Source organism: Rahnella inusitata (assembly GCF_018288855.1).
In the GTDB taxonomy this organism is placed as follows: Bacteria; Pseudomonadota; Gammaproteobacteria; order Enterobacterales; family Enterobacteriaceae; genus Rahnella; species Rahnella inusitata.
Window position 1 is genome coordinate 1,829,099 of record NZ_CP065024.1, and the last position, 26,152, is coordinate 1,855,250.

Sequence of the window (26,152 nt, forward strand, 5' to 3'; positions counted from 1 at the left end):
CAGTTCCCCTGTGCCGACAATAGAAAATTTGTCATACTCGGCATGATCACAGATCATGGCTTAATGACGATTTAACCGAGGTGAATGTGGCCCTTTCTTCCGAGTTGTCCCATCTGAATGCCCTGAATTTACCGTCACTCAATGTGCTGAAAACCTTTGCCGTGGTGGCGCAGACGCTCAATCTGACGCACGCCGCGACGCTGCTGCACATCACGCAGGGCGCGGTCAGCCGGCAGATAACCGGGCTGGAAATGTCGCTGGGCTATCCGTTGTTTTTACGCCAGGCTCGCGGGCTGACCCTGACTCCGCGAGGCGCGCAGCTGTTACCGCCGGTGCAACAGGCGCTGGCGCTGATGGGCGAGGCGCTAAAACGCGTCGGTTCGCACCCGGACACGCTGCGCATCAAATGCCCGACCTGTTCGATGCGCTGGCTGTTGCCGCGGGTTATCCAGCTGCAAAACGACCGGCCTGATATGCGCATCGAGTTAACGGCGTCCATTGCGCACGGTGTGGATTTCAGCAATGAGCATTTTGATGCGGCGGTAATTTTTGGTCGCCCCCCTGAATCCCAGCGGCGCGCGCATCATTTGTTTGATGAAGTGCTGACGCCGGTGTGTACGCCGGACTTTTTGCCTCGGCACAACGGGCGCACGGACGTGAGTGAGTTAGCGGATAAAACCCTGCTGCACCCGACGCGGGATCGCCGCGACTGGCTGATGTGGTTGCGCGAAGAGGGCGTGCAGAGCCTGCCTTCGGCCAAATCGCAGCATTTTGATACGCTGGATCTGGCGATCAACTCGGCGTTGCAGGGTTACGGCGTGGCGATTGGCGATCTGACACTGATCGAAGATGATTTGCAGGCGGGGAGGGTGATCGCGCCATTCCCGCTGTGCGTGGCCAGCGGCGCGGCTTATACGCTGTTGTACCCGGAAAATCCGACGCCCGCGCTGACGGTGGCAATTGACTATCTCACTGAAGAAGCGCGGCTCAGCCGTGAAAAGCTGAGCGCGCTGCTTTCAACGTCACATCGCCTGGTCAGCGCGGTGTAATTAAGCCCGGATCAGTACAACGCGCGGAGCGCACTGGCCATCGCGCCGGTCAACTGGCTCAGTTCGGCGGGCGAAATGATGTACGGCGGCATCAGATAAATCAGCTTGCCGAACGGGCGGATCCACACGCCTTCGGCGACGAAGTGTTTCTGCAACTGCGCCATGTTCACCGGTTCACGCATTTCCATCACACCAATCGCGCCCAGCACGCGCACGTCCGCCACCGCCGGGTGTTCCGCCAGCGGCTCCAGTTCGGTTTTCAGCTGTTTTTCGATGCTAAACACCTGTGCCTGCCAGCGGTTTTCCGAGAGTAAGCGCAGGCTGGCGTCGGCAACCGCGCAGGCCAGCGGGTTGCCCATAAAGGTTGGCCCGTGCATGAAGCATCCGGCCTCGCCGTTGCTGATGACTTCCGCCACGTGGCGGGTGGTCAGGGTGGCGGAAAGCGTCATGTAGCCGCCGGTCAGGGCCTTGCCGAGGCAGAGAATATCCGGTGAAATTCCCGCATGGTCGCAGGCAAACAGCTTGCCGGTGCGGCCAAATCCGGTGGCGATTTCATCGGCAATCAGCAGTACACCGAAGTCATCGCACAGCTCGCGTACCCGCTTGAGGTAAGTCGGATGATAAATCCGCATTCCGCCCGCGCCCTGCACCACGGGCTCTAAAATCACGGCGGCAATTTTGCGGTGATTCTCTTCCAGCAAGCGGGCGAACGGCGCGATATCCGCTTCATCCCATTCCCCGCCGAAACGGCTTTGCGGCGCATCGGCAAACAGATGCTGCGGCAGATAGCCCTGATACAAACTGTGCATCGAATTTTGCGGATCGCACACCGACATCGCGCCGAAGGTGTCGCCGTGATAGCCGTTGCGCAGCGTCAGCAGCGTCTGACGTTTCTCGCCGCGCGCCTGCCAGTACTGCATCGCCATTTTCAGTGCGACTTCCACCGCGACCGAACCGGAATCAGCCAGAAACACGCATTCCAGCCCGGCAGGGGTCATCTCCACCAGACGTCGTGACAGCGCAATGGCCGAAGGATGGGTGATCCCGCCGAACATGACGTGCGACATTTTGCCGATTTGCTCGACCGCCGCCTGATTCAGCTGCGGGTGGTTGTAACCGTGGATCGCCGCCCACCACGAGGACATGCCGTCCACCAGCTGGCGGCCATCAGCGAGATGCAACATCACGCCACAGGCCGATTCGACCGGATACGCGGGCAGCGGTTTGGTCATGGAGGTGTAGGGATGCCAGATATGGCGCTGGTCGAACTCGAGATCGGCGGGGGTCATAAAAGATTCCTGCGGGTGCAAAGTTGTAAACTAAAAAATATAATTATCGTTGACCGTAAACTAAAACGAATCGAGAATGGTTGACAGTATACCGACCATAAAAACGTTCACGAAACATTTATTTTGGAGTTGTCGCGATGACCACCCGCACCCAATGGACGCTTGAGAAGACTCAGGCACTGTTTAACAAACCTTTCCTTGAGCTGATGTTCGAAGCTCAGCAGATCCACCGTCAGCACTTTGATCCGCGCCAGGTTCAGGTCAGCACGCTGCTGTCGATCAAAACCGGTGCCTGTCCGGAAGACTGTAAATATTGCCCGCAGAGTTCCCGTTACAAAACCGGGCTGGAGTCCGAACGTCTGATGGAAGTTGAACAGGTGCTGGAATCGGCGCGTCAGGCGAAAGCCGCCGGTTCGACCCGTTTCTGCATGGGCGCGGCGTGGAAAAACCCGCATGACCGTGACATGCCCTACCTCGAGCAGATGGTGCAGGGCGTGAAAGAGATGGGAATGGAAACCTGCATGACGCTCGGTTCACTGAACACCACGCAGGCGCAGCGTCTGGCCTCCGCCGGGCTGGATTTCTACAACCATAACCTCGATACCTCGCCGGAATTTTACGGCAGCATCATCACCACCCGCAGCTATCAGGAACGTCTCGATACGCTGGCGGAAGTGCGCGGCGCGGGCATTAAAGTCTGCTCAGGTGGCATTGTCGGCCTTGGCGAAACGGTCAAAGACCGTGCCGGTTTACTGATGCAGCTGGCGAATCTGCCGGTGCCGCCGGAAAGCGTGCCCATCAACATGCTGGTGAAGGTCAAAGGCACACCGCTGGCGGATAACGACGACGTCGATCCTTTCGATTTTATCCGCACCATTGCCGTGGCGCGCATCATGATGCCGCAATCTTACGTGCGCCTCTCCGCAGGCCGCGAGCAGATGAGCGAGCAGACCCAGGCGATGTGCTTTATGGCCGGTGCCAACTCGATCTTCTACGGTTGCAAACTGCTGACCACCCCCAACCCGGCGGAAGATAAAGATCTGATTCTTTTCGGCAAACTCGGCCTCAATCCACAGGTGTTCGAAACGGAAATGGGCGATAACCAGCAGCAGGCCGCGCTGGCCGAACAGCTGGTTCACGCCGATACGCCGCAATTCTACAACGCCGCCGTCTGACCGATGAGCTGGCAAACGCGGATCGATGCCGCGATCTCCGCCCGTAAACAGGCCGCCGCGTTTCGCGTGCGTCAGCCTAACCGTGGCGGCAGCGCGCGCTTTCTGACTCAGGGCGACCTGCGTTATCTGAATTTTTCGGGTAACGATTATCTCGGCCTGAGTCAGGACGCTGCGGTGATCGCCGCGTGGCAGCAGGGCGCGCAAAAATATGGCGTGGGCAGCGGCGGTTCCGGGCACGTTACCGGTTACAGCGATGCACACGCTGAGTTTGAGGAGCAACTGGCCGCGTGGCAGGGATATCCGCGCGCGCTGCTGTTTATCTCCGGCTTTGCGGCCAATCAGGCGATTCTGGCGGCGCTGATGCAAAGCGAAGACCGCGTGCTGGCGGATAAACTCAGCCACGCGTCTTTGCTGGAAGCCGCTGCGCACGCACCGTCGCAGCTGCGGCGTTTTCATCACAATCAGCCGGATTCTCTGCAAGGGCTGCTGGAAAAACCGGTGACCGGTGAGACGCTGGTCGTGACCGAAGGCGTATTCAGCATGGACGGTGATGCCGCGCCGCTTGCCGATTTGCACCGTTTGTCGCAGGCGCACGGCAGCTGGCTGATGGTCGACGATGCCCACGGCGTCGGGGTGACGGGTGAGCAGGGGCGCGGCAGTTGCTGGCAGCAGGGCGTCCGCCCGGAGCTGCTGGTGGTGACGTTTGGCAAAGCGTTCGGATGCAGCGGAGCGGCGGTGTTGTGCGATGACGCAACCGCCGACTATTTATTGCAGTTCGCCCGCCATCTGATTTACAGCACCGCGATGCCCGCCGCGCAGGTCTGCGCCTTGCAGGCCTCGCTGGCGCGGATCCAGCAAGACGACGGTCTGCGTGATAAACTGGCTGCCAATATTGCCCGTTTTCGCGCGGGTGCCGCCGGATTGCCTTACCGGCTGACCGGTTCACAGACCGCGATCCAGCCCGTTATTGTGGGTGAAAATCAGCCCGCGTTGGATCTGGCGGCAAGGTTGCGCGAACGCGGGTTGTGGGTCAGCGCCATCCGTCCACCGACGGTGCCGCCGGGCAGTGCGCGGTTGCGTATCACCCTGACGGCAGCGCACAGGCCGGAAGATATCGATTTTTTGCTGGAGTCCCTTCATGGGTGCAGTCACTGAATTAGTGAATAAACAAGCGGTGGCCGATGCGTTCAGTCGCGCCGCCATCAGTTATGAAAATGCCGCGCAATTGCAGCGCGATGTCGGGGAGGAATTACTCTCTCTCGCCGCGCCGTATCTGAAAATGCATGAGCTGGACGGCGTGAAAAACACCGTGGTGGATGCGGGCTGTGGCACCGGCTATTTTAGCCGTCACTGGCGGGCGCAGGGCAATCATGTCATTGCGCTGGATCTCTCCGAGGGCATGTTAACGCGTGCCCGCGAGCTGGATTCTGCCGACGAGTATGTGCCCGGTGATATCGAGCGTTTGCCGTTCGCCGACAACTCCATCGACATCTGTTTCAGCAATCTGGCCGTGCAGTGGTGCAATGCGTTGCCGCGCGCGCTGGAAGAAATGCACCGCGTCACCCGCAACGGCGGGCTGGTGATTTTCTCCACGCTGGCTGAAGGTTCGCTCAACGAACTGGCCGCCGCCTGGATGAAAGTCGACGGGCGCCGCCACGTGAACAAATTCCTGACGCCGGACAAAATCGCCGAAGCCTGCGCGCCGTATCGCCATGAAGTCACTTTCAGCGATCACATCGCCGAATTCCCCGACGTGATGTCGCTGATGCGATCCCTCAAAGGCATCGGTGCAACGCACATTAAAAATGGTCGCATCGGCGGGCTGGGCGGGCGCGAACGCCTGCAATTGCTGGAAAAACATTACGTCCGCCGCGACGGCATCCTGCCGCTTAACTACCGGATGGTCTACGGCATTTTGCAGGTGGAAGAACTGATCCCGCGTTAAAAAGCGCCACTCCTTGCGCAGGGGAGGCGGCCAAACCAACACCAGGCACTTAACGACAAAAAAATGAAAAAATATTTTATTACCGGCACCGATACCGAAGTCGGTAAAACCGTCTCGACCACTGCTTTTTTACAGGCTGCCGCGCGCGCCGGGCATACCACCGCCGGATACAAACCGGTGGCATCCGGCAGTGAAATGACTGCCGAAGGACCACGCAACAGCGACGCGCTGGCATTGCAGGCGTTCAGCACCGTAGGGTTGCGCTATGACGAAGTGAATCCGTGCACCTTTATCGAACCGACCTCGCCGCACATCGTCAGCGAACTGGAAAAATGCCCGATCGACCCGGCGGTATTATCGGCAGGGCTGCGGCATCTCGAACCGCTGGCGGACTGGGTGGTGGTGGAAGGCGCGGGGGGCTGGTATACGCCGCTGACCGCAGAATTCACCTTTGCTGACTGGGTGGTTGCCGAGCAGTTACCGGTGGTGCTGGTGGTCGGAATGCGCCTTGGCTGCATCAATCACGCCGTGCTGACCGCACAGGCCATCACGCAGAGCGGATTACAGCTGGCGGGATGGATTGCCAACGACGTTCAGGAAACGGGGAAGCATCATCAGGCCTACATGGATACGCTCACGCGTATGCTGCCTGCGCCACTGCTGGGCGAGATCCCGTACCTGAGTGCCGGGCCGGACGTCAATCTTGGGCAATATCTCGATCTCGGCCGCCTGAGTCACTAAAACCGTCAAAAACAGGCATCAGAAGGTCAGATAGTTTTTGACCAGCGTATCGTCGAGCTGCGCCAGTGTGCCCTGCGCGACGTTTCGCCCGCCATCCACCAGACAGAACCGGTCAGCGACGCTGCGGATAAACGGCAGCTTATGGCCGACCAGCAGCAGCGTCAGGCCGAGATCACGATTAAGCCGGTGAATGATGTTCCCCATATTCGCCGCCATCGCCGCGCTGGTGTGCTCGGTCGGCTCATCAAGGATCAGCAGTTCCGGCTGCTGAACCAGCGCCCGGCTGATCGCCAGTTGCTGTTGCTGACTCTCATCAAGCTCACCCGCCTTGCGGGAACCCATCTCCTTAAGTACCGGAAAAAGGTCGTAGACCTGCTCAGGCACGCGACGCGTCTTATTGCGGCTGGACATCATGGCAATTTGCAGATTTTCATCAACGCTCATCTGCGAAAAGATCTGCCGCCCTTGCGGCACGTAGCCAATCCCCATTTGCGCCCGGCTTTCTACCGGCAAATTGAGCAAACTTTGCGGTTCTTCATTAGCGGACTGCCAGAAAATCGCGCCACTCTTGACCGGAAGATGCCCCATGATGCAGTTAATCAGCGTCGTTTTACCGACGCCGTTTCGCCCGATCAAACCGGTGCATTGCCCGCGGTAAAGTTCGAGATTGATATCCCACAAGATATGTTTTTGACCGTAATACTGATTAACCGATTTTACACTTAACATCAGACCTCCCTCGCTCACGGAGCGTTCCGCTGAACATCACTTTGACGGCCACTGTCATTTTTCTGACATTTTTATTCCACTGTTCACGCCTTCTGCAGGGGAATGCTTCATAAAATCTCTCACAGCAGGGAATTTGCAACTCTCAGGCCAAGTTTCATAAAGTGCAGCAAAAAGAGAAGTTAACAGGCTGTTAACGCGACGCGGGGCAGGGATTTCGGATTATTCATAAGCGTTGCTCAGGTTTTGATATCGCTCACGGTGCATATGGAGAATAGCGCTGCACTTTGCCAGTGCCGGTCCCCCTGATTTTGGTGCAAAGGATCCGGTGCGCGAATGTTCAGAGATCCTTTAGAACGGCCTTATTAATTTTTGCAAGGAACATCCACGCTGAAATCTAGGCAAAATAGGCATATATAAGGAGATAAAAAAGATAAAAAATAACTAAAAAAGACCACTAAGTCGCTCCGGAAGCCCGAATGATGTTTTTTACCAACTCCCGCTGTATGCGGCGTGCTGTGAGTTATCCACTATTCCTGTGGATAACCTTGTGCATGAGAGTGAGAAAAGATGCTACAGACGAGACGGGACGCGGGTTGTGCTCGGTTTGCCCGAATTCGCGGCTTTTTAGCGATGTTCTTTTTTATCAACGGGTTAGTTAAAAGCAATATGGCCGCAATTCGTTCGCACTGACAGTGTCAGTTTTCGTCAACCTGTGGTCAGTAAGTTAACAGAGGATAAATTTCTGTGATAAATGTCATCTGATGGTGAAAATAAGCTTTTCCCGATAACCTAAAAAAGTGCAGGTACGCCAACCGGTTAAACACTGTGTGATGAATAGTCATTGGAGGCTGGTTTTATATACAGTAATATAGGGGCGGTAAAAATCAGCAGTGGCAAAAAACGCGGAGTCTTCCATACTGATCCTCCGCCCCAGGTCCTGTTTTTGCCAATGGTCTTTTGCGTTTTCTTCTTCAGTCAGGTAGCCCGTCATGAGTAAAGTGTTCAAACTGCATTCCGAATTTAAACCGTCAGGCGATCAGCCTGAGGCGATCAGTCGTCTGGAAGAAGGGCTGGAGAACGGTCTGGCGCACCAGACGTTGCTTGGGGTGACCGGCTCTGGCAAAACCTTTACCGTGGCGAACGTCATCGCTGATCTCAACCGTCCGACGATGGTGCTGGCGCCCAACAAAACCCTGGCGGCGCAGTTGTACGGCGAGATGAAAGAGTTCTTCCCGGAAAACGCCGTTGAATACTTCGTTTCTTACTACGATTACTACCAGCCTGAGGCGTATGTCCCGAGCTCGGACACTTTTATCGAAAAAGATGCCTCGGTGAACGAACACATCGAGCAAATGCGTCTTTCTGCCACTAAAGCCCTGTTAGAACGCCGCGATGTGATCGTGGTGGCGTCGGTATCGGCGATTTACGGTCTGGGCGATCCGGATTTGTATCTCAAAATGATGTTGCACCTGACCAAGGGCATGATCATCGATCAGCGTTCGATCCTGCGCCGTCTGGCCGAGCTGCAATATGCCCGCAACGATCAGGCTTTCCAGCGCAGTACATTCCGCGTGCGCGGTGAAGTAATCGACGTTTTCCCGGCGGAATCGGACGATCTGGCGGTGCGCATTGAGCTGTTCGATCAGGAAGTCGAGCGGCTATCGCTGTTTGATCCGCTGACCGGTCAGGTTCAGCATGAAGTGCCGCGTTTCACCATCTACCCGAAAACACACTACGTTACCCCGCGCGAACGTATCGTGCAGGCGATGGAAGATATTAAGGTGGAACTGGCCGACCGTCGCAAAGTGCTGCTCGACAATAACAAACTGCTGGAAGAACAGCGCATCAGCCAGCGCACGCAGTTTGATCTGGAAATGATGAACGAGCTGGGCTATTGCTCCGGCATCGAAAACTATTCGCGCTACCTGTCCGGACGTGGCCCTGGCCAGCCGCCGCCAACGCTGTTTGACTATCTGCCAGCCGACGGCCTGCTGATTGTCGATGAATCCCACGTCACCATTCCGCAAATCGGCGGGATGTACAAAGGTGACCGCTCGCGCAAAGAAACGCTGGTGGAATACGGTTTCCGTCTGCCGTCAGCGCTCGATAACCGTCCGATGCGCTTTGAAGAATTCGAAGCCGCCGCGCCGCAGAGTATTTACGTCTCCGCCACGCCAGGCACCTACGAGATGGAAAAATCCGGTGGCGATGTGGTGGAACAGGTGGTGCGTCCGACCGGTCTGCTCGATCCGCTGATTGAAGTGCGTCCGGTGACCACTCAGGTTGATGACCTGCTGTCGGAGATACGCAAACGCGTTGCCGTGAACGAGCGTGTGCTGGTCACCACGCTGACCAAACGTATGGCTGAGGATTTGACCGAGTATCTGGAAGAACACGGCGAGAAGGTGCGTTACCTGCACTCTGACATCGATACAGTGGAGCGCGTGGAGATCATTCGCGATTTGCGTCTTGGCGAATTCGACGTGCTGGTCGGCATCAACTTGCTCAGGGAAGGGCTGGATATGCCGGAAGTGTCGCTGGTGGCTATTCTTGATGCGGACAAAGAAGGCTTCCTGCGTTCTGAACGCTCGCTCATCCAGACCATTGGCCGTGCGGCGCGTAACCTCAACGGTAAAGCCATTTTGTACGGCGATCGGATCACCAAATCTATGGCGAAAGCCATCGAAGAGACCGAGCGTCGCCGCGCCAAACAGGAACAGTACAACCTCGAAAATGGCATCACGCCGATGGGGCTGAACAAAAAGATTTCCGACATTCTGCAACTGGGTCAGCCTAAGACCAAAAAGAACAAAGACAAGCGCGATGCAGAAGCGGCGCAGACCTTCAAATCCCTTACGCCAAAAGCGCTGGAGCAACGCATCAAGGAGCTGGAAAGCAAGATGTATGCGCATGCACAGAATCTGGAGTTTGAAGAGGCGGCCAATACCCGCGACGAACTGCATGCCCTGCGCGAACAGTTTATTGCCGTGTCGTAAACCCTCTGGCGCGCGGTGTCAGCAGCGAACAAAAGTGCTAGACTGCGCGCCCTGAATTTTGTTGAGTGAGCTTGCTGATGACTGATACACCACAAAACCCCGGTGCGGCGAAAGATCCGTTGCACGGCGTCACGCTGGAAAAACTGCTGACAACGCTGGTGGACAACTTCGGCTGGCCGGCGCTGGCTTCGCAGGTGAACATCAACTGTTTCAAAAGCGATCCAAGTGTGAAATCCAGCCTGAAATTCCTGCGCCGCACGCCTTGGGCGCGCAAGGAAGTCGAAACACTGTATCTGGATTTCATCGAAGGCCATCTGCGACCGGACATGAGCCGCAGCAAACGCCGCACGCCGCTGTCTGAATTCAAAGCGCAAAAGCCAAAAGTCAGCACCGCCAAACCGGCTGCCGACAGTCCGTGGAACGATCATCCGTTGATGAAAAAACAAGACGATCCCTCCTGATAAATTCATTGTTATCAGCCTGTGAAAAAGCTCCGCATTGTGTAAAGTGATGCGGGGCTTTTTTCATTCTTTGGATGTGATTTTGGAGGGAAAGGATTGTGGCAGAGCAAAACGTACTGATTGTGGTCGATATGCAAAATGGCGTGTTTGAATCCGAACGGTATGATCGTGCCGGACGTGCTGCACTGATCAATCAGCTGATCGACCGGGCAGGGCGCGTCATTTTCATTCAGCATGCCGAAGGAGAAATGACCGAAGGCAGCGCGCTGTGGGATATTTTACCGGAGCTGCATCGCCCGGAAGGCGCAATCTCTGTCACCAAAACCGCCTGTGATTCCTTCTACCGCACGACACTGGAATCTGTTCTCAAAGAACTGGATACCACGCGTTTCGCGATTTGCGGCTGCGCCACCGATTATTGTGTCGATACCACCATCAAAGTCGCGGCCAGCAAAGGCTACGCGGTGACCGTGGCGTCGGATGCGCATACCACCAGTAACCGCACCCACGTGACCGCGCAGCAGCTCATCGCTCATCATAACGAAGTCTGGGAAGGACTGTCGGTGCCGGGCAATCCGGTGACGGTGAAAACCACCGCGCAGATTCTGGCGGACTGGCTTTAAGCCATTGCCCGCAAAAATGACAAAGGCCGCATTGTGCGGCCTTTGTCATTTTATGAAGCAGGTTTTTTAAGCAGAATGTTACTTCATCTTTTGCAGCGCTTCTTCCAGCGCCATGCGTAACATTTCGCGGTCATGGCGGTAAGGAATATCGCTGGCTTCCAGCGGGCTCTGAATAATCAGATGTTCAGCAGCGCTGTTGCCGACCTGTACTTTTGGCCCGACGATCGCCGCATCGGCACGGCGGCCAATGCGTTTCTCAATCATGTCCAGTTTGTTGTCCAGGGTCAGCGAGGCGGCGGCGACGCTCAGCTCTTTCCCCAGATTGCCAATGTACACAATGTGCGCGCGGCTGCGGCGCAGGGCAGTGGTGAGATCGTTCATCAGCAACAGCGGCATCAGGCTGGTGTAGAAACTGCCGGGGCCAATCAGGATCAGGTTGGCTTCGGCAATCGCCTGGATCGCCTCGCGGGTGGCGGGCACCTGCGGCTCCAGCAGCAGTTCGCGCGGTATTTTCTGCAATTTATCGACATTCACTTCGCCGTGCACACGTTCGCCGTCCGCATCAATCGCCGTGAGATCGACCGGATCTTCGGACATCGGGATCAGCTCCGCGTCCACTTTCAGCAGACTGCGCACCAGGTTGATCGCTTCCAGCGGGCGCACGGTCAGGTGATCCAGTGCGCGCAGCATCAGGTTTCCGAGGTTGTGTCCGTCCAGTTCCCCCTGACCGCTGAAGCGATATTCAAACATCGCCGAGGCCAGGCTCGGTTCAGTGATCAGCTGGTTCAGGCAGTTGCGCATATCACCCCACGCGATGCCGCCCACCGAGCGGCGGATGCGGCCGGTTGAACCGCCGTTATCCGTGGTTGTTACGATGCCTGTCAGACGCGGCCCGAGCGAAGAGAGCGAAGACATCACGCGGCCAAGCCCGTGGCCTCCGCCGAGTGCCACCACCCGATCGAGGTCAGCGAGAGTACGATTGCGCATAAGTTTCCTTGTAAGACGGGGGAGCACGGGAGGCTGAAATTTTATCCGGGGATTTTACCTAATTTTGCAACAGGATGTTATCAATTAGCCTTCCTGAAACAGTTTTTCTACATCGCCGCGTTTATCGTTGAAAATGCTGCGTTTTGCATCGAAAAATCGTTATATATCAAAATGCATAACGAAAAACCACCTTGGCGATCCGGACTTTGCGGCGTTAGAATATGCGCCGTTACCCGAATTCATGGCTTCTGCAAAGAAAGAAATGAATCAACTCCTAGCCTTTGCGCCTAAGTTGCTTTCTGACGATAGTCCCACAGAAACAATATGGTGCTCTGGCCGTGACGAACGTCACCAGGGTGCATGGCAGAAATGCCCGCATCTCCCGTATTTGGAAAGGTGTAAAGGTGCTTCAACTTACTGATGCTTTTGCCCGCAAGTTTTATTACCTGCGGCTGTCGATCACTGACGTGTGCAATTTTCGTTGCACCTATTGTCTGCCGGATGGCTATAAGCCGCACGGACACAGCAATAAAAGCTTTCTCTCGCTCGATGAAATCCGTCGGGTCAGCCGCGCGTTCGCTCAGTTAGGAACGGAAAAAGTGCGCCTGACCGGTGGCGAACCGTCGCTGCGCCGCGACTTCTGCGAGATCATCGCCGCCGTGCGCGAAAACCCCTCCATCAAAACGCTGGCGGTGACCACCAATGGTTATCGCATGGCGCGTGATATCAGCAAATGGCGCGATGCCGGGCTGACCAATATCAACGTCAGCGTCGACAGCCTCGATGCCCGCCAGTTTCATGCCATCACCGGGCAGGACAAATTCCGTGAAGTCATGGAAGGTATTGATGCCGCCTTTGACGCTGGTTTCAGCAAGGTGAAAGTCAATACCGTGCTGATGCGCGACGTCAATCACGCCAGCCTCGGCACGTTCCTCGACTGGATCAAAACTCGCCCGATTCAGCTGCGTTTCATCGAACTGATGGAAACCGGTGACGGCGGCGATCTGTTCCGCAAGCATCACGTCTCCGGCGAAGTGTTGCGCGAACAGGTGTTGCGTCAGGGCTGGCAGTTGCAGACTCGTTCGCGCAGTGACGGTCCGGCACAGGTGTTTAGTCATCCGGATTATCTCGGCGAAATCGGCCTGATCATGCCTTATGAAAAAGACTTTTGCGCCAGTTGCAACCGCCTGCGCGTGTCTGCCATCGGTAATCTGCATTTGTGTCTGTTCGGCGAGCATGGGATCCCTTTACGCGATTTACTGGCCGACGATATGCAGCAGGAAGACCTGATGGATCGTATTCAGGGCGGACTCAGCCGTAAAAAACAGACTCACTTCCTGCATGAAGGCAATACCGGTATTACTCAGAACCTGTCGTTTATCGGCGGCTGAAACCGGCACCCAATAGTTTAAGGAGCAAACTGATGAGCAAGGCCAGCAAAGAATTTTTGCCGTTATCCGTGGCTGTCATGACGGTGTCCAATCGCCGTACCGACGCGGAAGATACCTCCGGGCATTACTTGAAAGAGGCGGCGACTGAAGCCGGGCATCATGTCGTCGCGCAGCACATCGTGAAAGAAAGCATTTACAGCATCCGTGCGGTAGTTTCCGCGTGGATTGCAGATGAAAAGATTCAGGCGATTTTGATTAACGGCGGCACCGGTTTTAACGCTGGCAACAACACGCCGGAAGCCCTGAAGCCGCTGTTTGACCGCGAAATCGAAGGGTTTGGCGAACTGTTCCGTATGGTGTCGTTTGAAGATATCGGTACCTCGACTATTCAGTCGCGTGCCATCGCTGGCATCGCCAATCAGACCGTGATTTTCGCCATGCCGGGTTCCACCCGTGCATGCCAGACGGCCTGGGAAAGCATTATTGAAGCCCAGCTTGACGCCCGCCAGGGTCCGTGCAATTTCACTCCACATTTGAAGAAATAAGCATGTCAGAACTTACTCATATTAATGCTTCCGGCGACGCCCACATGGTGGACGTCTCCGGTAAAGACGACACCGTTCGTGAAGCCCGTGCCGAAGCCTTTGTTGAAATGGCCGAAAGCACGCTGGCGATGATCATCGGCGGGAATCACCATAAGGGTGACGTGTTCGCGACCGCGCGCATTGCCGGTATTCAGGCAGCGAAGAAAACCTGGGATCTGATCCCGCTGTGTCATCCGCTGTTGTTGACCAAAGTGGAAGTGAATCTTGAAGCGCAGCCAGAATTTAATCGTGTACGTATTGAATCCCGCTGCCGCCTGAGCGGTAAAACCGGCGTCGAGATGGAAGCGCTGACCGCAGCATCCGTCGCCGCGCTGACGATTTACGACATGTGCAAAGCGGTGCAGAAAGACATGGTGATTGGCCCGATCCGCCTGCTGCAAAAAAGCGGCGGGAAATCCGGCGATTTTAAGGCGGAAGCATGATCGAGATTTTATTCTTCGCGCAGGTGCGTGAAATTATTGGCACCTCAGCGCTGCAATTACCGGCACAATTCCCTACCGTCGACTGTCTGCGTAACGCCCTGACGGCGCGTGGCGACCGCTGGGCGCTGGCGCTGGAATCCGGCAAATTGCTGGTGGCGGTAAATCAGACGCTGACCGATATGGCGCATCCGCTGAAAGCGGGGGACGAAGTGGCGTTCTTCCCGCCGGTCACCGGAGGCTGAGATGGATCAGACCAAAATTATTGTTGATGCCGCGCCGTTCAGCGTTGGCGATGAATACAACTGGCTGGCGCAGTCCGACGCCGACGGCGCGGTGGTGACCTTCACCGGCAAAGTGCGCAATCACAATCTGGGTAATCACGTCAGCGCATTAACGCTGGAGCACTATCCGGGCATGACCGAGAAAGCGCTGGCGGAAATTGTCGCCGACGCCCGTACCCGCTGGCCGCTGCAACGGGTTTCGGTGTATCACCGCGTCGGGCCGATGTATCCGGGCGATGAAATTGTGTTTGTAGGCGTTACCAGCGCGCACCGGGGAATGGCGTTTGAAGCGACTGAATTCATTATGGATCACCTCAAAACCCGTGCCCCTTTCTGGAAGCGCGAAGCGACGGAAGAGGGCGACCGCTGGGTGGATGCCCGTGACAGCGATAAAGACGCGGTAGCGCGCTGGTAAATCGCAGTTCAACCGCACGCAAGCCTCCCATGCTTTTTGCATTATCTGTGATACGCTTAGAAGATCGGGAGGCTGTTTTAGCCTCATTTTTCCTACATGCAAAAGGTAATCATCATGGATCGATATCCACGCAGTAACGGTTCAATTGTTGAACGCGCGAATACCGGCATTCAGGCCTACATGGCGCAAGTCTATGGCTGGATGTTCTGTGGTTTGCTGCTGACCGCATTTGTCGCCTGGTATGCTTCCGGCTCTGAAAAAATCATGAGCTTTGTGTTCTCCAGCCAGATTACGTTCTTCGGTTTGATCATTGCACAGCTGGCGCTGGTCTTCGTGATTTCCGGCATGGTGAATCGCCTGAGCGGCACGGTCGCGACCGGTCTGTTCATGCTTTATTCGGCGCTGACCGGCCTGACGCTTTCCAGCATTTTCCTGGTTTACACCGGCGACTCGATCTTCGGGACGTTCATTGTTGCAGCCGGTATGTTCGGCGCGATGAGTGTTTACGGTTACGTGACCAAGCGTGATTTAACCGGCATCGGCAGCATGTTGTTCATGGCGTTGATCGGTCTGGTGTTGGCTTCACTGGTCAACATGTGGCTGAAAAGCTCTGGCCTCGCGAACATTATTTCTTATGCTGGCGTGCTGATCTTCGTCGGTCTGACCGCGTATGACACCCAGAAGCTGAAAAATATGGGTGCGCAGTTGTCGGCGGATGACCGCGATAATTTCCGCAAATATTCGATTGTGGGCGCGCTGACGTTGTATCTGGACTTCATCAACCTGTTCCTGATGCTGTTACGCATCTTCGGTAACCGTCGTTAATGGGTTTTTGATGGCAAATTTGAAAGGGGCGCTGAGAAGCGCCCTTTTTTTATGCCATTACCGGGCATGGGGCGACCTCCTGAAATCTAAATCCTACGGTATCCTCACTCTCCCCGTCGGTACCTGCCGGAAACTCCACCACACCTGCACCGTGTTAAACAACACCAGTATCGCCGTGACGATAAACACCCAGCGGAACCCCAGCATCGCCGAGGCGCTTGAGCCTATCAATGGCCCGATGACATTGCCGAGATACATAAACGACTGGTTGTAACCAAATATCCGGCCTGTGACCTGATCGCTGCTGTATTTCACCAGCAATGCCTGCACGGCAGGCATAAGCGCACCATCGCCGAAACCGAGCATGAAACGCAGGATGCCGAGCTGGGTCGGGGTGTTGATGAGCGCCATCAGACAGAACAGGATGAAGCAAAAGACCAGTGCGGCGATGAGGATACGGTGTGCACCGATGCGGTCGCCGAGCTTGCCGAGTTTCGGCGCAGCCATGAGCGCCGAGACACCCGGTACGGCGGCGATCACACCGCTGATAAAGGCGATATTACTGGTGTCCGAAGAGAGTTCGCGGATGAACAGTGTAAGGATCGGGCTGATGGATCCATTGGCCAGCTGAATCATCATGGTGGTCACGAACAGGCTGACGATAAGCCACGGATAGGGCAGCGTAGTGAAAACCGCTTTGCCGCTGAGCCGGTTGGCTTTGGTGACGGGTACCACGCGCTCTTTGATCAGAAATAAAGTGATGAGGAAGCTGATAAATAACATACCGCTGGTGACGAAAAACACCGTGCGCAAGCCGAGATGATCGGCCATGAACCCGCCCAGCAGCGGGCCGATGATTACGCCTGACACCTGACCGGTCGAGAGCGTGCCGAGCGCCCAGCCGCTTTTATCACGCGGCACCTGCGAGGCAACCAGCGCCATGGCATTCGGGATATAACCAGAGGTTAATCCCATCAGCGTGCGCAGAATGAACAGCTGCCAGACGTTGGTGGCAAAGCCTTGTAACATCATGACGATCGCCATGCCGAGCGCCGCGCGCAGCAGCATTAACTTGCGGCCTTTGCGATCCGCGAGGCTGCCCCATAACGGCGCGACAATGGCGGAAACCAGAAATGTGCCGCTAAAGACCAGACCGGACCACAAACTGAGTGATGCGTGGTCGGTGACGCCCAGCTGTTCGATATAAAGAGGTAAAAAAGGCAGGATTTGACTCATCGCCATGCCGGTGAAAAAACACCCCAGCCAGACGGAGATTAAATTGATTTTCCAGGTTTCCATGTCGCTGCGGTATGGCCTTAATGGAGTGAAGAGGGAGCTGCCGCAAGCATAGCAAGCGAATCTACACAGTGGGACGCAAAAAGTGGGAACGTATTGATCAGGTTTATAATTGATTATCCTGTATCAAGGTTTCGGACTATGACCGCAGATTATCCGGTCACAATTTTTCGCCCACGTCTGTGATTGTCATCACTGGTTACAGGGCAACAGGAGATAATTTCACGCGTAGCGGCGTTCTGTGCTATTATCGCCCCAACTGGCGCACTGCAGTTTGTGCCGAATCCTCGTGGTAATGCCTCATTTGCCTCGTCTGATCATCCACTCTTGAAACTGCACCGAACCCCGTTCGGGTTAGAGTGGACTGGAGCTTTTCCTTATATGTCATTTGATTCCCTCGGCTTAAGTGCCGAAATTTTGCGTGCTGTTGAAGAACAGGGCTATCGCGAACCTACGCCTATCCAACGCCAGGCAATCCCTGTCGTGTTGCAAGGTCGTGACCTGATGGCGAGCGCGCAGACCGGTACCGGTAAAACCGCTGGTTTTACCCTGCCGCTGCTGAATATGCTCAGCCATACCAATGCGCAATTCAAAGGACGTCGCCCGGTTCGTGCGCTGATCCTGACCCCAACCCGCGAACTTGCGGCACAAATCGGCGAAAACGTTCAGGCTTACAGCAAGTACCTGACCTTACGTTCGATGGTGGTGTTTGGCGGTGTGAGCATCAACCCGCAGATGTTGAAACTGCGCGGTGGTGTGGATGTCCTGATCGCAACGCCTGGCCGTTTGCTTGATCTGGAACATCAGCGTGCTGTTGATTTATCCCAGGTTGAAATTTTAGTGCTTGATGAAGCTGACCGCATGCTCGACATGGGCTTCATCCACGACATCCGTCGCGTGCTGGCGAAACTGCCTGCCAAGCGTCAGAATCTGCTGTTCTCCGCGACCTTCTCTGATGAGATCAAAGGTCTGGCGAGCAAGTTGCTGACTAACCCGGCTTCTGTGGAAGTCGCGCGTCGCAACACCGCGTCTGAGCAAATTGATCAGACCGTTCACTTTGTTGATAAAAAACGTAAAAGAGAACTGCTGTCCCAGATGATCGGTGAAGGCGACTGGAAACAGGTGCTGGTGTTCAACCGTACCAAACACGGCGCGAACCATCTGGCTGAGCAGCTGAATAAAGACGGCATCACCGCCGCCGCTATTCACGGCAATAAAAGTCAGGGCGCGCGTACCCGTGCACTGGCCGATTTCAAAGCCGGTTCAGTCCGCGTACTGGTTGCGACCGATATTGCCGCGCGCGGTCTGGATATCGATATGCTGCCGCACGTCGTGAACTACGAACTGCCAAACGTACCGGAAGATTACGTTCACCGTATCGGCCGTACTGGCCGTGCAGAAGCGACCGGTGAAGCGGTTTCTCTGGTGTGCGTAGATGAACACAAACTGCTGCGTGACATCGAGCGTCTGCTTAAGCGTGAAATTCCACGCGTTGCATTGCCGGGTTACGAGCCAGATCCAAGCATCAAAGCAGAACCTATTATCAATGGTCGTCAGGGTAGCGGCGGCGGCGGTCGTGGTGCTCCACGTCAGGGCCAGCGTCCGGGCGCACCGCGCACCGGTGCTCCACGTTCTGGCGCTCCGCGTCCGGGCGGCAGCAGTGCAGCGCGCAGCGGGACTTCTGAAAACCGTGGTACCGGTGAAAACCGTCCAGCCCGCGCGCGACCTGCTCATGCAGGCCAGCGTCGCAGCGGTCCTGCGGGCAGCGGCAACAAGTAAGCTCCCCCGGTCCCAGACTAAACCGCCTTTACCGGCGGTTTTTTTTCGCCTAATTTTTACGGTTCAAGACTGATGACATAAGCGCAGCGGCGCGCGCCCTGCAAAATGTGCTCGGTGCGTTCAACGCGGGCATCCAGCACATTGCTGAACACATCGCGTTCCGCACGGCAGAAGCCCTGGCAGGTCGCTGCCGCCGCACAAATCGGGCAGTGGTTTTCCACCAGCAGATAGCTGCCGTCCTCCTGTGCTTTCCAGTCAGCCATATAACCTTCGCGGGTGCGGATTTCCGTCAACCTTTGCAGCCGTTCTTCCAGCGAATCAGCTCCCGTCATGGCCTGCCGGTAATTTTCCAGCGTCAGGCTTTCCCGTGAGATGATGAGTTGTTCCAGCGCCGAATCCCCCAAAGAAGTGCGGATCAGTTGTAAGAGCTGTACAGTCAGATCGGCATGCGCATCGGGGAAGTGCGCGTGGCCCTGCGGGGTAAGCTGCCAGAATTGTGCCGGTCGTCCGACGCCCTGTGACACTGATTTGGCTTCCACCAGACCTTCTTTCGCCAGCTTCACAAACTGCTGACGTGCCGCCTCGCCGGTGGTGCCCAGCAGATGACCGGCGTCGCTGGCCTGCAATTGCCCGCGGGTTTTGAGCAACGTCAGAATACGTTCAGCGACGCTTTGTCTGACATCATGGTTATTTTCCAAGTCACTGCTTGACATATTGCCTCGCCGGGTTCTAGATTACGTAAAATATATTCCAAGTTATTTCTTGTTTTAATCATACCATAACCACAACATGCTTCAATGCGTAGAAAGAACAAACCAAAGGGATGAAGAGAAATGTCGGAAAGTCAGAGCGGGTGGAAGGATTTATTCAACGCGGAAAACCGGGGGAGTGCGATCACCCTGAGCGCCGGTGTCGCGCTATATGCCACTAACAGTTACATCGTGATCACAATTTTGCCGTCGGTGGTGCAGGATATCGGCGGACTGGCGTGGTATGCGTGGAACACCACGTTGTACGTGGTCTGTTCCATTCTTGGCTCCGCGCTTTCTGCACGGCTGATGCGCAGCGCCGGACCGCGCGGCAGCTACCTCACCGCCGCGGCTATTTTCATTGCCGGTGCCGCCATTTGTACTGCGGCGCCAAGTATGCCGGTGCTGCTGCTCGGGCGGGCATTGCAGGGGCTGGGCGGCGGGTTCCTGTTTGCGCTTTCCTACGCGATGATCAATCTGCTGTTTAAAGAATCGCTCTGGCCGCGTGCCATGGCGCTGATTTCGGCGATGTGGGGTATCGCGACGCTGGTAGGCCCGGCTGTTGGCGGTATCTTCGCCGAACTTCATGCGTGGCGCTGGGCGTTCGGTTTACTGGTGCCCGTCACCGCATTCTTCTGCTTTTGGGTCTGGCGTCTCCTGCCTAAATCCCAGCGCGACAAGCAGCCGGAAGAGCCGCTGCCGTTGATGCAACTGGCGTTGCTGACCGGTGCGGTGCTGGTGGTCTCGGCGGGAAGTTTGTCCACCTCCGGTCTTGTCAATCTGCTCGGTTTTGGGATTGCAGTAGTGATGATGCTGATTTTACGTCATCGCGAATTTACCGCCGATGTACGCCTGCTGCCGCGTAATGCGCTGCGGACGTCATCGCCGCTGTACGGTTTATATCTGGTGATGACGCTGCTGATTATCGGCCTCGGCTGTGAGCTGTTTGTTCCTTATCTGCTGCAACATCTGCATGGTCAGACGCCACTGGCCGCCGGATACATTACGGCCGCCGCCGCCGCGGGCTGGACGCTCAGCGAAGTTGCCAGCTCCGGCTGGACGGGCCGTCGCGCGGACAATGCCATTGTTTTCGGGCCGCTGATCCTCGCCGCCGGTCTGCTGTTACTGCTGTTTACCGTGCCGGTCGCTTTCGGGATGCCGTGGCTGAACATCAGCGGCGTGGTGCTCGGGCTGACGCTTGCCGGTTTCGGAATCGGCCTCGGCTGGCCGCATCTGCTGACCCGCGTGCTGCAACAGGCTCCGGAAGAAGACCGCGAAAAAGCCGGGGCGTCGATTACCGTGGTGCAATCCTTTGCCGCCGCACTGGGCGCCGCTTTAGCGGGCACCGTGGCGAACTTTGCCGGGGTAAATCAGGGGGATGCCGGTGCGTCGAGCGCCGCGTTCTGGATGTTCCTGCTGTTTGCCATCCCGGCCTTCCTGGCAATGTGGATTGCGTGGCGTTCGGTGAAAGCGCGTCAGTCGCAACGTGCCAACCAAAAGCCATTAAGCCGTGATTTGTCACAGGGGTAATTGCCGGAAGACGGGCCTTGCGGTACTCTTGCGCGTCATTTTTAAGGGTTGAACTGCAATGCGCGTATTACTGGCTCCGATGGAAGGTGTGCTTGATCCCCTGGTTCGTGAACTTCTGACCGAAGTGAACGACTACGATTTGTGCATCACTGAGTTTGTGCGTGTGGTCGATCAACTGCTGCCCGCCAAAGTCTTCCATCGCCTGTGCCCCGAATTACATCACGACAGCCGTACGCCTTCCGGAACACGGGTTCGCGTGCAGCTGCTCGGGCAATATCCCGAATGGCTGGCCGAAAATGCCGCCCGCGCCGTCGAACTGGGTTCTTACGGCGTTGATCTCAACTGCGGTTGTCCGTCGAAAATGGTCAACGGCAGCGGCGGTGGCGCGACATTACTTAAAGATCCGGAGCTGATTTATCAGGGGGCTAAAGCCATGCGCGCCGCCGTGCCCGCGCATCTGCCGGTGACGGTGAAAGTGCGTCTGGGCTGGGATTCTCTCGATCGCAGTTTTGAGATTGCCGATGCGGTGCAACAGGCCGGCGCGACGGAGCTTGCCGTGCATGGGCGCACCAAAGAAGACGGCTATAAGGCGGAGCGGATTAACTGGCAGGCGATTGGCGAAATCCGTCAGCGTCTGAGCATTCCGGTGATCGCCAACGGTGAAATCTGGGATTACGCCAGTGCGCAGGCCTGCATGCAAATTACCGGGTGTGATGCGGTGATGCTCGGGCGCGGCGCGCTGAATATTCCCAATCTCAGCCGGATGGTGAAGTACAACGCACCGCGGATGCCGTGGCCGGAAGTAATGACGCTTTTGCAGAAGTACACCCGTCTGGAAAAGCAGGGCGATACCGGTTTGTATCACGTCGCTCGCATCAAACAGTGGCTGGGCTATTTGCGTAAAGAGTACGCCGAAGCGACAGAGTTATTTACTGAAGTGCGCGTGTTGAATACGTCGAAGGACATCGCCGAACGCATTAACCGGTGATTTCCCTCCCTGACTTCTCCACGCTGCAACGCTTAAAAATGGAGAAGTATCATGGAAAACAACGATATCGGCCTGAGCCATATTGCATTTGCCGTTAAAAATCTTGATGCCAGCATCGCGTTTTATCAGCAATTCGCCAACATGAAAGTCATCCACCGGCGAGGAGAGCGGGGCACGGGCGCCAGACCCGTCGCGTGGCTGAGTGACATGACCCGCCATTTCGCCATCGTTCTTGCCGAAGACCCTGAAACCAGAGATACCCAACTCGGCCCGTTCGGCCACCTCGGCGTGGCCTGCGCCTCGAAAGAAGCGATGGACGCCAAACTGGCCGAAGCCCGCACCGCAGGCGTTCTGCGTCAGGAACCCACCGACTCCGGCGCACCCGTCGGCTACTGGGCTTTTCTCGATGACCCCGACGGCAATACGCTCGAACTTTCGTACGGGCAGGAGATCGGTTACCTGATTGAAAATCAGTAAATCACAGTCGCAGATTCACAGGGGAGCTGGTTTAAGCTTCCCTTTTTTTATCCTTTTCTGACGCCTTCACCTGTTCACAAATCACCCCGATCAGCCATTGCAGCGCCGGGTCTTTTTCACGGCGACGGTGCCAAAGCAGCGAGACATCAAACGCGGGCAGTTCCAGCGGCAGCACGCTGACGCGAAGATCGTAATAGTTCAGCCAGCTGGCGGCCAGACCGGCGGGAACGGTAGTGATGGCGGGGGTGGTGTGCAGAATAAAGGGCAGGGAAGAAAAGTGGGGCGAGGTGTAGCGAACCGAGCGCTGCAAGCCTACTTGCGCCAGTTTCTCATCCAGCTGGCTGGTGGTCGCCGATCGATAGGTCACCAGCAAATGCTCCGGACGGATGTACTCGTCCAGCGTCAGCGGTGACGTCAGCGCTAACTGATTGGGGTGCCAGACGGCGCGAAATTCCATTGTCGTCAGCGTTTGATGATGCAACCAGGCGGGGCGCTCTTTCGCCACCGACAGCGCCAGATCCAGGTCATCTTTCTCCAGCCGTGCGGTATCGGCAAATGGATCGGTAGCGACCACGTTAATGCGCAAGCCCGGCGCAATCCTGCGCAGCTGTGCCAGAAGATCTGGCATCAGCCACATTTCAATCCAGTCGGCCATACCGAGTGTGAACGTATGATTGGCGGTGGCCGGGTCAAATGCCGGTGACTGGAAAAGTGTGGTCTGCAGGCTTTCCATCAACGGGAGCAGGCTCTCCATCAGCGCTTGTGCGCGCGGGGTCGGCGTCATTTCCCGCGCCGAGCGGACAAACAGCGGATCATCAAACATTTCCCGCAGGCGTGCCAGCGCACCGCTGACGGCAGGCTGGCCAAGATGCAGTTTTTCCGCCGCCAGCGAGACGCTGCGTTCGCGAAATAACACCACCAGCACCACCAGCAAATTCAGGTCGATGCGGTTAAAATCATTTTCTCTGATAGTCATCATCACTCCAATCAATTGGATTGATAATAACGTTGGCAGGATACTGCGGGCAAGCGTCAATCAAGGCGATACCTTCGGAGAATACATTATGAAAACGGCACTCTTCCTCTTCAGTTTGCTTTCCCTCAGCGCCAGCGCATTCGCTGACGGATTTACCTATCAACAGGCACCCGGCTATTACCGCATGATGGTCGGAAAGGTGGAAGTCACGGCGGTATCCGATGGCACCGTGGTGGTGCCGCTCAAGAAATTGCTCACGAATATTACCCCTGAAGCACTCACGCAGCGCATGGCGGAAGCCTCCATGACACCGGATGCGGAAACCTCCATCAATGCTTTTGTCGTAAACAACGGTAAAGAGCGAGTTTTGATTGATACCGGCGCAGGAGAGTTGTTCGGCGACAAAGGCGGCCATCTGATTGAGAATCTGCGTGCGGCGGGCTATCCGCCGGAAAGTATCGATAAAGTCCTGCTGACCCATATTCACGCCGATCACTCCGGCGGCGTGTCGCTCAAAGGAAAACCGTCGTTTCCTAACGCCAAAGTGTTTGTCGAAAAGAAAGATGTCGATTTCTGGCTCAATCCGGCACATATGAATGACGTCGAAGAGAGTCAGCGCCACACCTTTAAAGAATCACAGCAGACGATGGAACCGGCGATCAAAGCCGGTCTGGTGCAGGCGTTTACAGCGCCGTCGCGCATCACCGCTGATATTCAGGCGCTACCGGCCGCCGGGCATACGCCGGGCAGCGTGCTGTATGTGCTCGAAAGCGACGGGCAGAAAATGGTGTTCTGGGGGGATATTATTCACGCCGAAGCGGTACAAATGCCGGAGCCGAGAGTGGCGATCCACTTCGATGTCGATCAGGCACAGGCAGTGAAAACGCGTGAGCGGGTACTCGCTGACGCCGCGCAGCAGGGCTACTGGATTGCGGCCGCACACATTGCCTTTCCGGGATTCGGTCATGTGAAAAAAGAAGTGGAGGGATATCGCTGGGCAGCAGCCAATTACAGCCGTCAGCTGAAACCGGCGCTGTAAATTTCTGAGTATGGCTTTCTTCGTCACGCAAGTGCTCGCTTACTCGCCAAACCCGAGTCTGCGGGGCTTGTGTGACAGACTTTGTGACAAATACATATGCAAATTGCGAGTGCTAAGACTATTCACCTAACTTATAATTCGGCGGCTGTTTCGACATGAATTTATGACAACTTTCTTAAATACAGAGCAATGCATGTGAAAATCCGTCTTCTAGTTCTGAGCTTACTCGCGTTAAACACCGGCATGTTGTCTGCCCCCGCCGCCTTTGCTGCCAGGCAAGAGCAGGCTGTCGCCCCGATTGTTCAAATTGCTTCCGGCAGTGCTATGGTAGTGGATCTTAAAAGCCACGAAGTGATTTACTCCCGAAATCCTGATGAGGTGAGGCCGATTGCCTCCCTGACCAAACTGATGACCGCCATGGTAACGCTGGATGCGAAGCTGCCGCTGGATGAAGTCATCAATATCGATATCAGTAATACACCTGAAATGCGCGGCGTGTTCTCCCGTGTGAAACTCAACAGTGAAATTACCCGCCGTCAGATGATCCAGCTGGCGTTAATGTCCTCAGAAAATCGTGCGGCGGCCAGCCTGGCTGCGCATTATCCGGGCGGATATTCAGCGTTCATTAAGGCCATGAATGCCAAGGCCAAATCTCTGGGGATGACACGTACCCGCTACGTCGAACCGACCGGTTTGTCGCCGCGCAACGTTTCGACGGCACGTGATTTGACCCGTCTGCTGCTGGCCTCCCAGCGTTATCCGCTGATTGGCGAACTGAGCACCACTTCGGAAAAAACTGCGGTGTTCAGCCATCCTGCTTATGCCTTGCCGTTTCGAAATACCAATCATCTGATCATGAACCCGTCGTGGAGCATTCAGTTGACCAAGACTGGCTATACCGATGACGCCGGACACTGTCTGGCGATGCGCGCCACCATTAACGGCAAACCGGTGACACTGGTCGTGATGGACGCCTTCGGGAAATTCACCGCCTTTGCGGATGCCAACCGTCTGCGCACCTGGATGGAAACCGGCAAAACCGTGCCTGTTCCGCAGATTGCGAAAAATTACCGTAAGCAGAAAGATCAGCAGAAAACCCAGCCAAGCATGGAAGAAGCGCAGGACTAGTTCGCGGTTCATTATCAAAACGAAAAAGTCCGGCGCAGAGGCCGGACTTTTCATTTATGCAGGGAAAGTTTTTCAGACGCAACAATCAGAAAATCAGTTTAAACACCCCTGTCAGGGTCAGTAAGCCGACGATAAAGATAATGGCGATAATCCACAGAATAATTTTCATATTTTTTCCTTAATTCACTCTAAGCCTTCACCGACCCGCGCAGCTAAGCCAATGATATTTCACCTTGAGTATAGACACTCTTGTGAT

General features: G+C 56.0%; 27 protein-coding genes and 1 riboswitch. Of the genes, 20 read left to right on the plus strand and 7 right to left on the minus strand.

Annotated elements, in window-relative coordinates; all coding sequences use genetic code 11:
• Positions 1-86: 86 nt before the first annotated feature.
• The gene (locus I2123_RS08520; protein WP_112166956.1) at positions 87-1,049 is read left to right on the plus strand and encodes a LysR substrate-binding domain-containing protein; all 963 of its coding nucleotides are present in this window, start codon (positions 87-89) and stop codon (positions 1,047-1,049) included.
• An 11-nt stretch (positions 1,050-1,060) separates the two neighbouring features.
• Here the strand turns inward: I2123_RS08520 and bioA are convergent, their stop codons facing one another.
• The gene (gene bioA / locus I2123_RS08525; protein WP_213052198.1) at positions 1,061-2,338 is read right to left on the minus strand and encodes an adenosylmethionine--8-amino-7-oxononanoate transaminase; all 1,278 of its coding nucleotides are present in this window, start codon (positions 2,336-2,338) and stop codon (positions 1,061-1,063) included.
• A 137-nt stretch (positions 2,339-2,475) separates the two neighbouring features.
• On the opposite strand from bioA, the gene bioB reads away from it, so the two are divergent.
• From bioB to bioD, 4 genes are all read left to right on the plus strand, one after another.
• Positions 2,476-3,513 (plus strand): biotin synthase BioB, encoded by a 1,038-nt coding sequence (gene bioB, locus I2123_RS08530; RefSeq protein ID WP_112166958.1) that lies wholly within the window; start codon positions 2,476-2,478, stop codon positions 3,511-3,513.
• Between the two features lie 3 nt (positions 3,514-3,516).
• Complete coding sequence (gene bioF / locus I2123_RS08535; RefSeq protein WP_112166959.1) at positions 3,517-4,668, plus strand: 8-amino-7-oxononanoate synthase; 1,152 nt, start codon at positions 3,517-3,519, stop codon at positions 4,666-4,668.
• On the plus strand, positions 4,652-5,458 hold the full coding sequence (gene bioC / locus I2123_RS08540; RefSeq protein WP_112166961.1) for a malonyl-ACP O-methyltransferase BioC: 807 nt from the start codon (positions 4,652-4,654) through the stop codon (positions 5,456-5,458). Before bioF ends, bioC begins: the two co-directional genes overlap by 17 nt.
• Before the next feature lie 63 nt (positions 5,459-5,521).
• Positions 5,522-6,199 carry a dethiobiotin synthase gene (bioD, locus tag I2123_RS08545; RefSeq protein WP_112166963.1) on the plus strand — a complete coding sequence of 226 codons (678 nt, stop codon included), beginning with the start codon at positions 5,522-5,524 and terminating at the stop codon, positions 6,197-6,199.
• Positions 6,200-6,217: 18 nt separating this feature from the next.
• On the opposite strand, the gene I2123_RS08550 is transcribed toward bioD, so the two are convergent.
• Entirely contained in the window at positions 6,218-6,928 is a 711-nt protein-coding gene (locus I2123_RS08550; RefSeq protein ID WP_213052199.1) for an ABC transporter ATP-binding protein, read from the minus strand.
• A 989-nt stretch (positions 6,929-7,917) separates the two neighbouring features.
• On the opposite strand from I2123_RS08550, the gene uvrB reads away from it, so the two are divergent.
• The 3 genes from uvrB (at position 7,918) to I2123_RS08565 (ending at position 11,008) form a co-directional block, all read left to right on the plus strand.
• Positions 7,918-9,924 (plus strand): excinuclease ABC subunit UvrB, encoded by a 2,007-nt coding sequence (gene uvrB / locus I2123_RS08555; protein WP_213052200.1) that lies wholly within the window; start codon positions 7,918-7,920, stop codon positions 9,922-9,924.
• 77 nt (positions 9,925-10,001) lie between these two features.
• Positions 10,002-10,385 (plus strand): VF530 family protein, encoded by a 384-nt coding sequence (locus I2123_RS08560; protein ID WP_213052201.1) that lies wholly within the window; start codon positions 10,002-10,004, stop codon positions 10,383-10,385.
• Positions 10,386-10,483: 98 nt separating this feature from the next.
• A complete protein-coding gene (locus I2123_RS08565) occupies positions 10,484-11,008 on the plus strand; it encodes an isochorismatase family protein (protein ID WP_213052202.1) in 525 nt (174 codons plus the stop codon).
• Between the two features lie 78 nt (positions 11,009-11,086).
• Here the strand turns inward: I2123_RS08565 and I2123_RS08570 are convergent, their stop codons facing one another.
• Positions 11,087-11,995 carry a gluconeogenesis factor YvcK family protein gene (locus I2123_RS08570; protein WP_112166973.1) on the minus strand — a complete coding sequence of 303 codons (909 nt, stop codon included), beginning with the start codon at positions 11,993-11,995 and terminating at the stop codon, positions 11,087-11,089.
• A 259-nt stretch (positions 11,996-12,254) separates the two neighbouring features.
• Positions 12,255-12,410, plus strand: a riboswitch (molybdenum cofactor riboswitch).
• On the opposite strand from I2123_RS08570, the gene moaA reads away from it, so the two are divergent.
• From moaA to I2123_RS08600, 6 genes are all read left to right on the plus strand, one after another.
• A complete protein-coding gene (gene moaA, locus I2123_RS08575) occupies positions 12,400-13,386 on the plus strand; it encodes a GTP 3',8-cyclase MoaA (protein ID WP_112166974.1) in 987 nt (328 codons plus the stop codon). (Overlaps the previous riboswitch by 11 nt.)
• Positions 13,387-13,418: 32 nt before the next feature.
• On the plus strand, positions 13,419-13,931 hold the full coding sequence (gene moaB / locus I2123_RS08580) for a molybdenum cofactor biosynthesis protein B (protein WP_213052203.1): 513 nt from the start codon (positions 13,419-13,421) through the stop codon (positions 13,929-13,931).
• Between the two features lie 2 nt (positions 13,932-13,933).
• A complete protein-coding gene (moaC, locus tag I2123_RS08585) occupies positions 13,934-14,413 on the plus strand; it encodes a cyclic pyranopterin monophosphate synthase MoaC (RefSeq protein ID WP_213052204.1) in 480 nt (159 codons plus the stop codon).
• Positions 14,410-14,655: a molybdopterin synthase sulfur carrier subunit gene (gene moaD, locus I2123_RS08590; protein WP_112166980.1), complete on the plus strand. Its 246-nt coding sequence runs from the start codon at positions 14,410-14,412 to the stop codon at positions 14,653-14,655. Before moaC ends, moaD begins: the two co-directional genes overlap by 4 nt.
• Position 14,656: 1 nt before the next feature.
• The gene (gene moaE, locus I2123_RS08595; protein WP_213052205.1) at positions 14,657-15,109 is read left to right on the plus strand and encodes a molybdopterin synthase catalytic subunit MoaE; all 453 of its coding nucleotides are present in this window, start codon (positions 14,657-14,659) and stop codon (positions 15,107-15,109) included.
• A gap of 114 nt (positions 15,110-15,223) precedes the next feature.
• Positions 15,224-15,934: a Bax inhibitor-1/YccA family protein gene (locus tag I2123_RS08600; RefSeq protein WP_013576373.1), complete on the plus strand. Its 711-nt coding sequence runs from the start codon at positions 15,224-15,226 to the stop codon at positions 15,932-15,934.
• Between the two features lie 93 nt (positions 15,935-16,027).
• On the opposite strand, the gene mdtG is transcribed toward I2123_RS08600, so the two are convergent.
• Positions 16,028-17,233 carry a multidrug efflux MFS transporter MdtG gene (gene mdtG, locus I2123_RS08605; RefSeq protein WP_213052206.1) on the minus strand — a complete coding sequence of 402 codons (1,206 nt, stop codon included), beginning with the start codon at positions 17,231-17,233 and terminating at the stop codon, positions 16,028-16,030.
• 378 nt (positions 17,234-17,611) lie between these two features.
• On the opposite strand from mdtG, the gene rhlE reads away from it, so the two are divergent.
• Positions 17,612-19,009: an ATP-dependent RNA helicase RhlE gene (rhlE, locus tag I2123_RS08610; protein WP_213052207.1), complete on the plus strand. Its 1,398-nt coding sequence runs from the start codon at positions 17,612-17,614 to the stop codon at positions 19,007-19,009.
• A gap of 56 nt (positions 19,010-19,065) precedes the next feature.
• Here the strand turns inward: rhlE and I2123_RS08615 are convergent, their stop codons facing one another.
• Entirely contained in the window at positions 19,066-19,722 is a 657-nt protein-coding gene (locus I2123_RS08615) for a helix-turn-helix transcriptional regulator (RefSeq protein ID WP_112166989.1), read from the minus strand.
• Positions 19,723-19,842: 120 nt separating this feature from the next.
• On the opposite strand from I2123_RS08615, the gene I2123_RS08620 reads away from it, so the two are divergent.
• From I2123_RS08620 to I2123_RS08630, 3 genes are read left to right on the plus strand one after another with little or no spacing between them, the layout of a single operon-like run.
• Positions 19,843-21,288 (plus strand): MFS transporter, encoded by a 1,446-nt coding sequence (locus I2123_RS08620; RefSeq protein ID WP_213052208.1) that lies wholly within the window; start codon positions 19,843-19,845, stop codon positions 21,286-21,288.
• A 58-nt stretch (positions 21,289-21,346) separates the two neighbouring features.
• On the plus strand, positions 21,347-22,276 hold the full coding sequence (dusC, locus tag I2123_RS08625) for a tRNA dihydrouridine(16) synthase DusC (protein WP_112166993.1): 930 nt from the start codon (positions 21,347-21,349) through the stop codon (positions 22,274-22,276).
• A 51-nt stretch (positions 22,277-22,327) separates the two neighbouring features.
• Positions 22,328-22,753, plus strand: coding sequence for a VOC family protein (locus tag I2123_RS08630; protein ID WP_112166995.1), 426 nt, complete (start codon positions 22,328-22,330; stop codon positions 22,751-22,753).
• Between the two features lie 31 nt (positions 22,754-22,784).
• Here the strand turns inward: I2123_RS08630 and I2123_RS08635 are convergent, their stop codons facing one another.
• Entirely contained in the window at positions 22,785-23,729 is a 945-nt protein-coding gene (locus tag I2123_RS08635) for a LysR family transcriptional regulator (RefSeq protein ID WP_213052485.1), read from the minus strand.
• A gap of 88 nt (positions 23,730-23,817) precedes the next feature.
• On the opposite strand from I2123_RS08635, the gene I2123_RS08640 reads away from it, so the two are divergent.
• Positions 23,818-24,768: an MBL fold metallo-hydrolase gene (locus tag I2123_RS08640; protein WP_112166999.1), complete on the plus strand. Its 951-nt coding sequence runs from the start codon at positions 23,818-23,820 to the stop codon at positions 24,766-24,768.
• Positions 24,769-24,957: 189 nt separating this feature from the next.
• Positions 24,958-25,896 (plus strand): D-alanyl-D-alanine endopeptidase, encoded by a 939-nt coding sequence (gene pbpG, locus I2123_RS08645; RefSeq protein ID WP_213052209.1) that lies wholly within the window; start codon positions 24,958-24,960, stop codon positions 25,894-25,896.
• A gap of 85 nt (positions 25,897-25,981) precedes the next feature.
• Here the strand turns inward: pbpG and I2123_RS25860 are convergent, their stop codons facing one another.
• On the minus strand, positions 25,982-26,065 hold the full coding sequence (locus tag I2123_RS25860; protein WP_019105993.1) for a small membrane protein YohP: 84 nt from the start codon (positions 26,063-26,065) through the stop codon (positions 25,982-25,984).
• Positions 26,066-26,152: the final 87 nt, after the last annotated feature.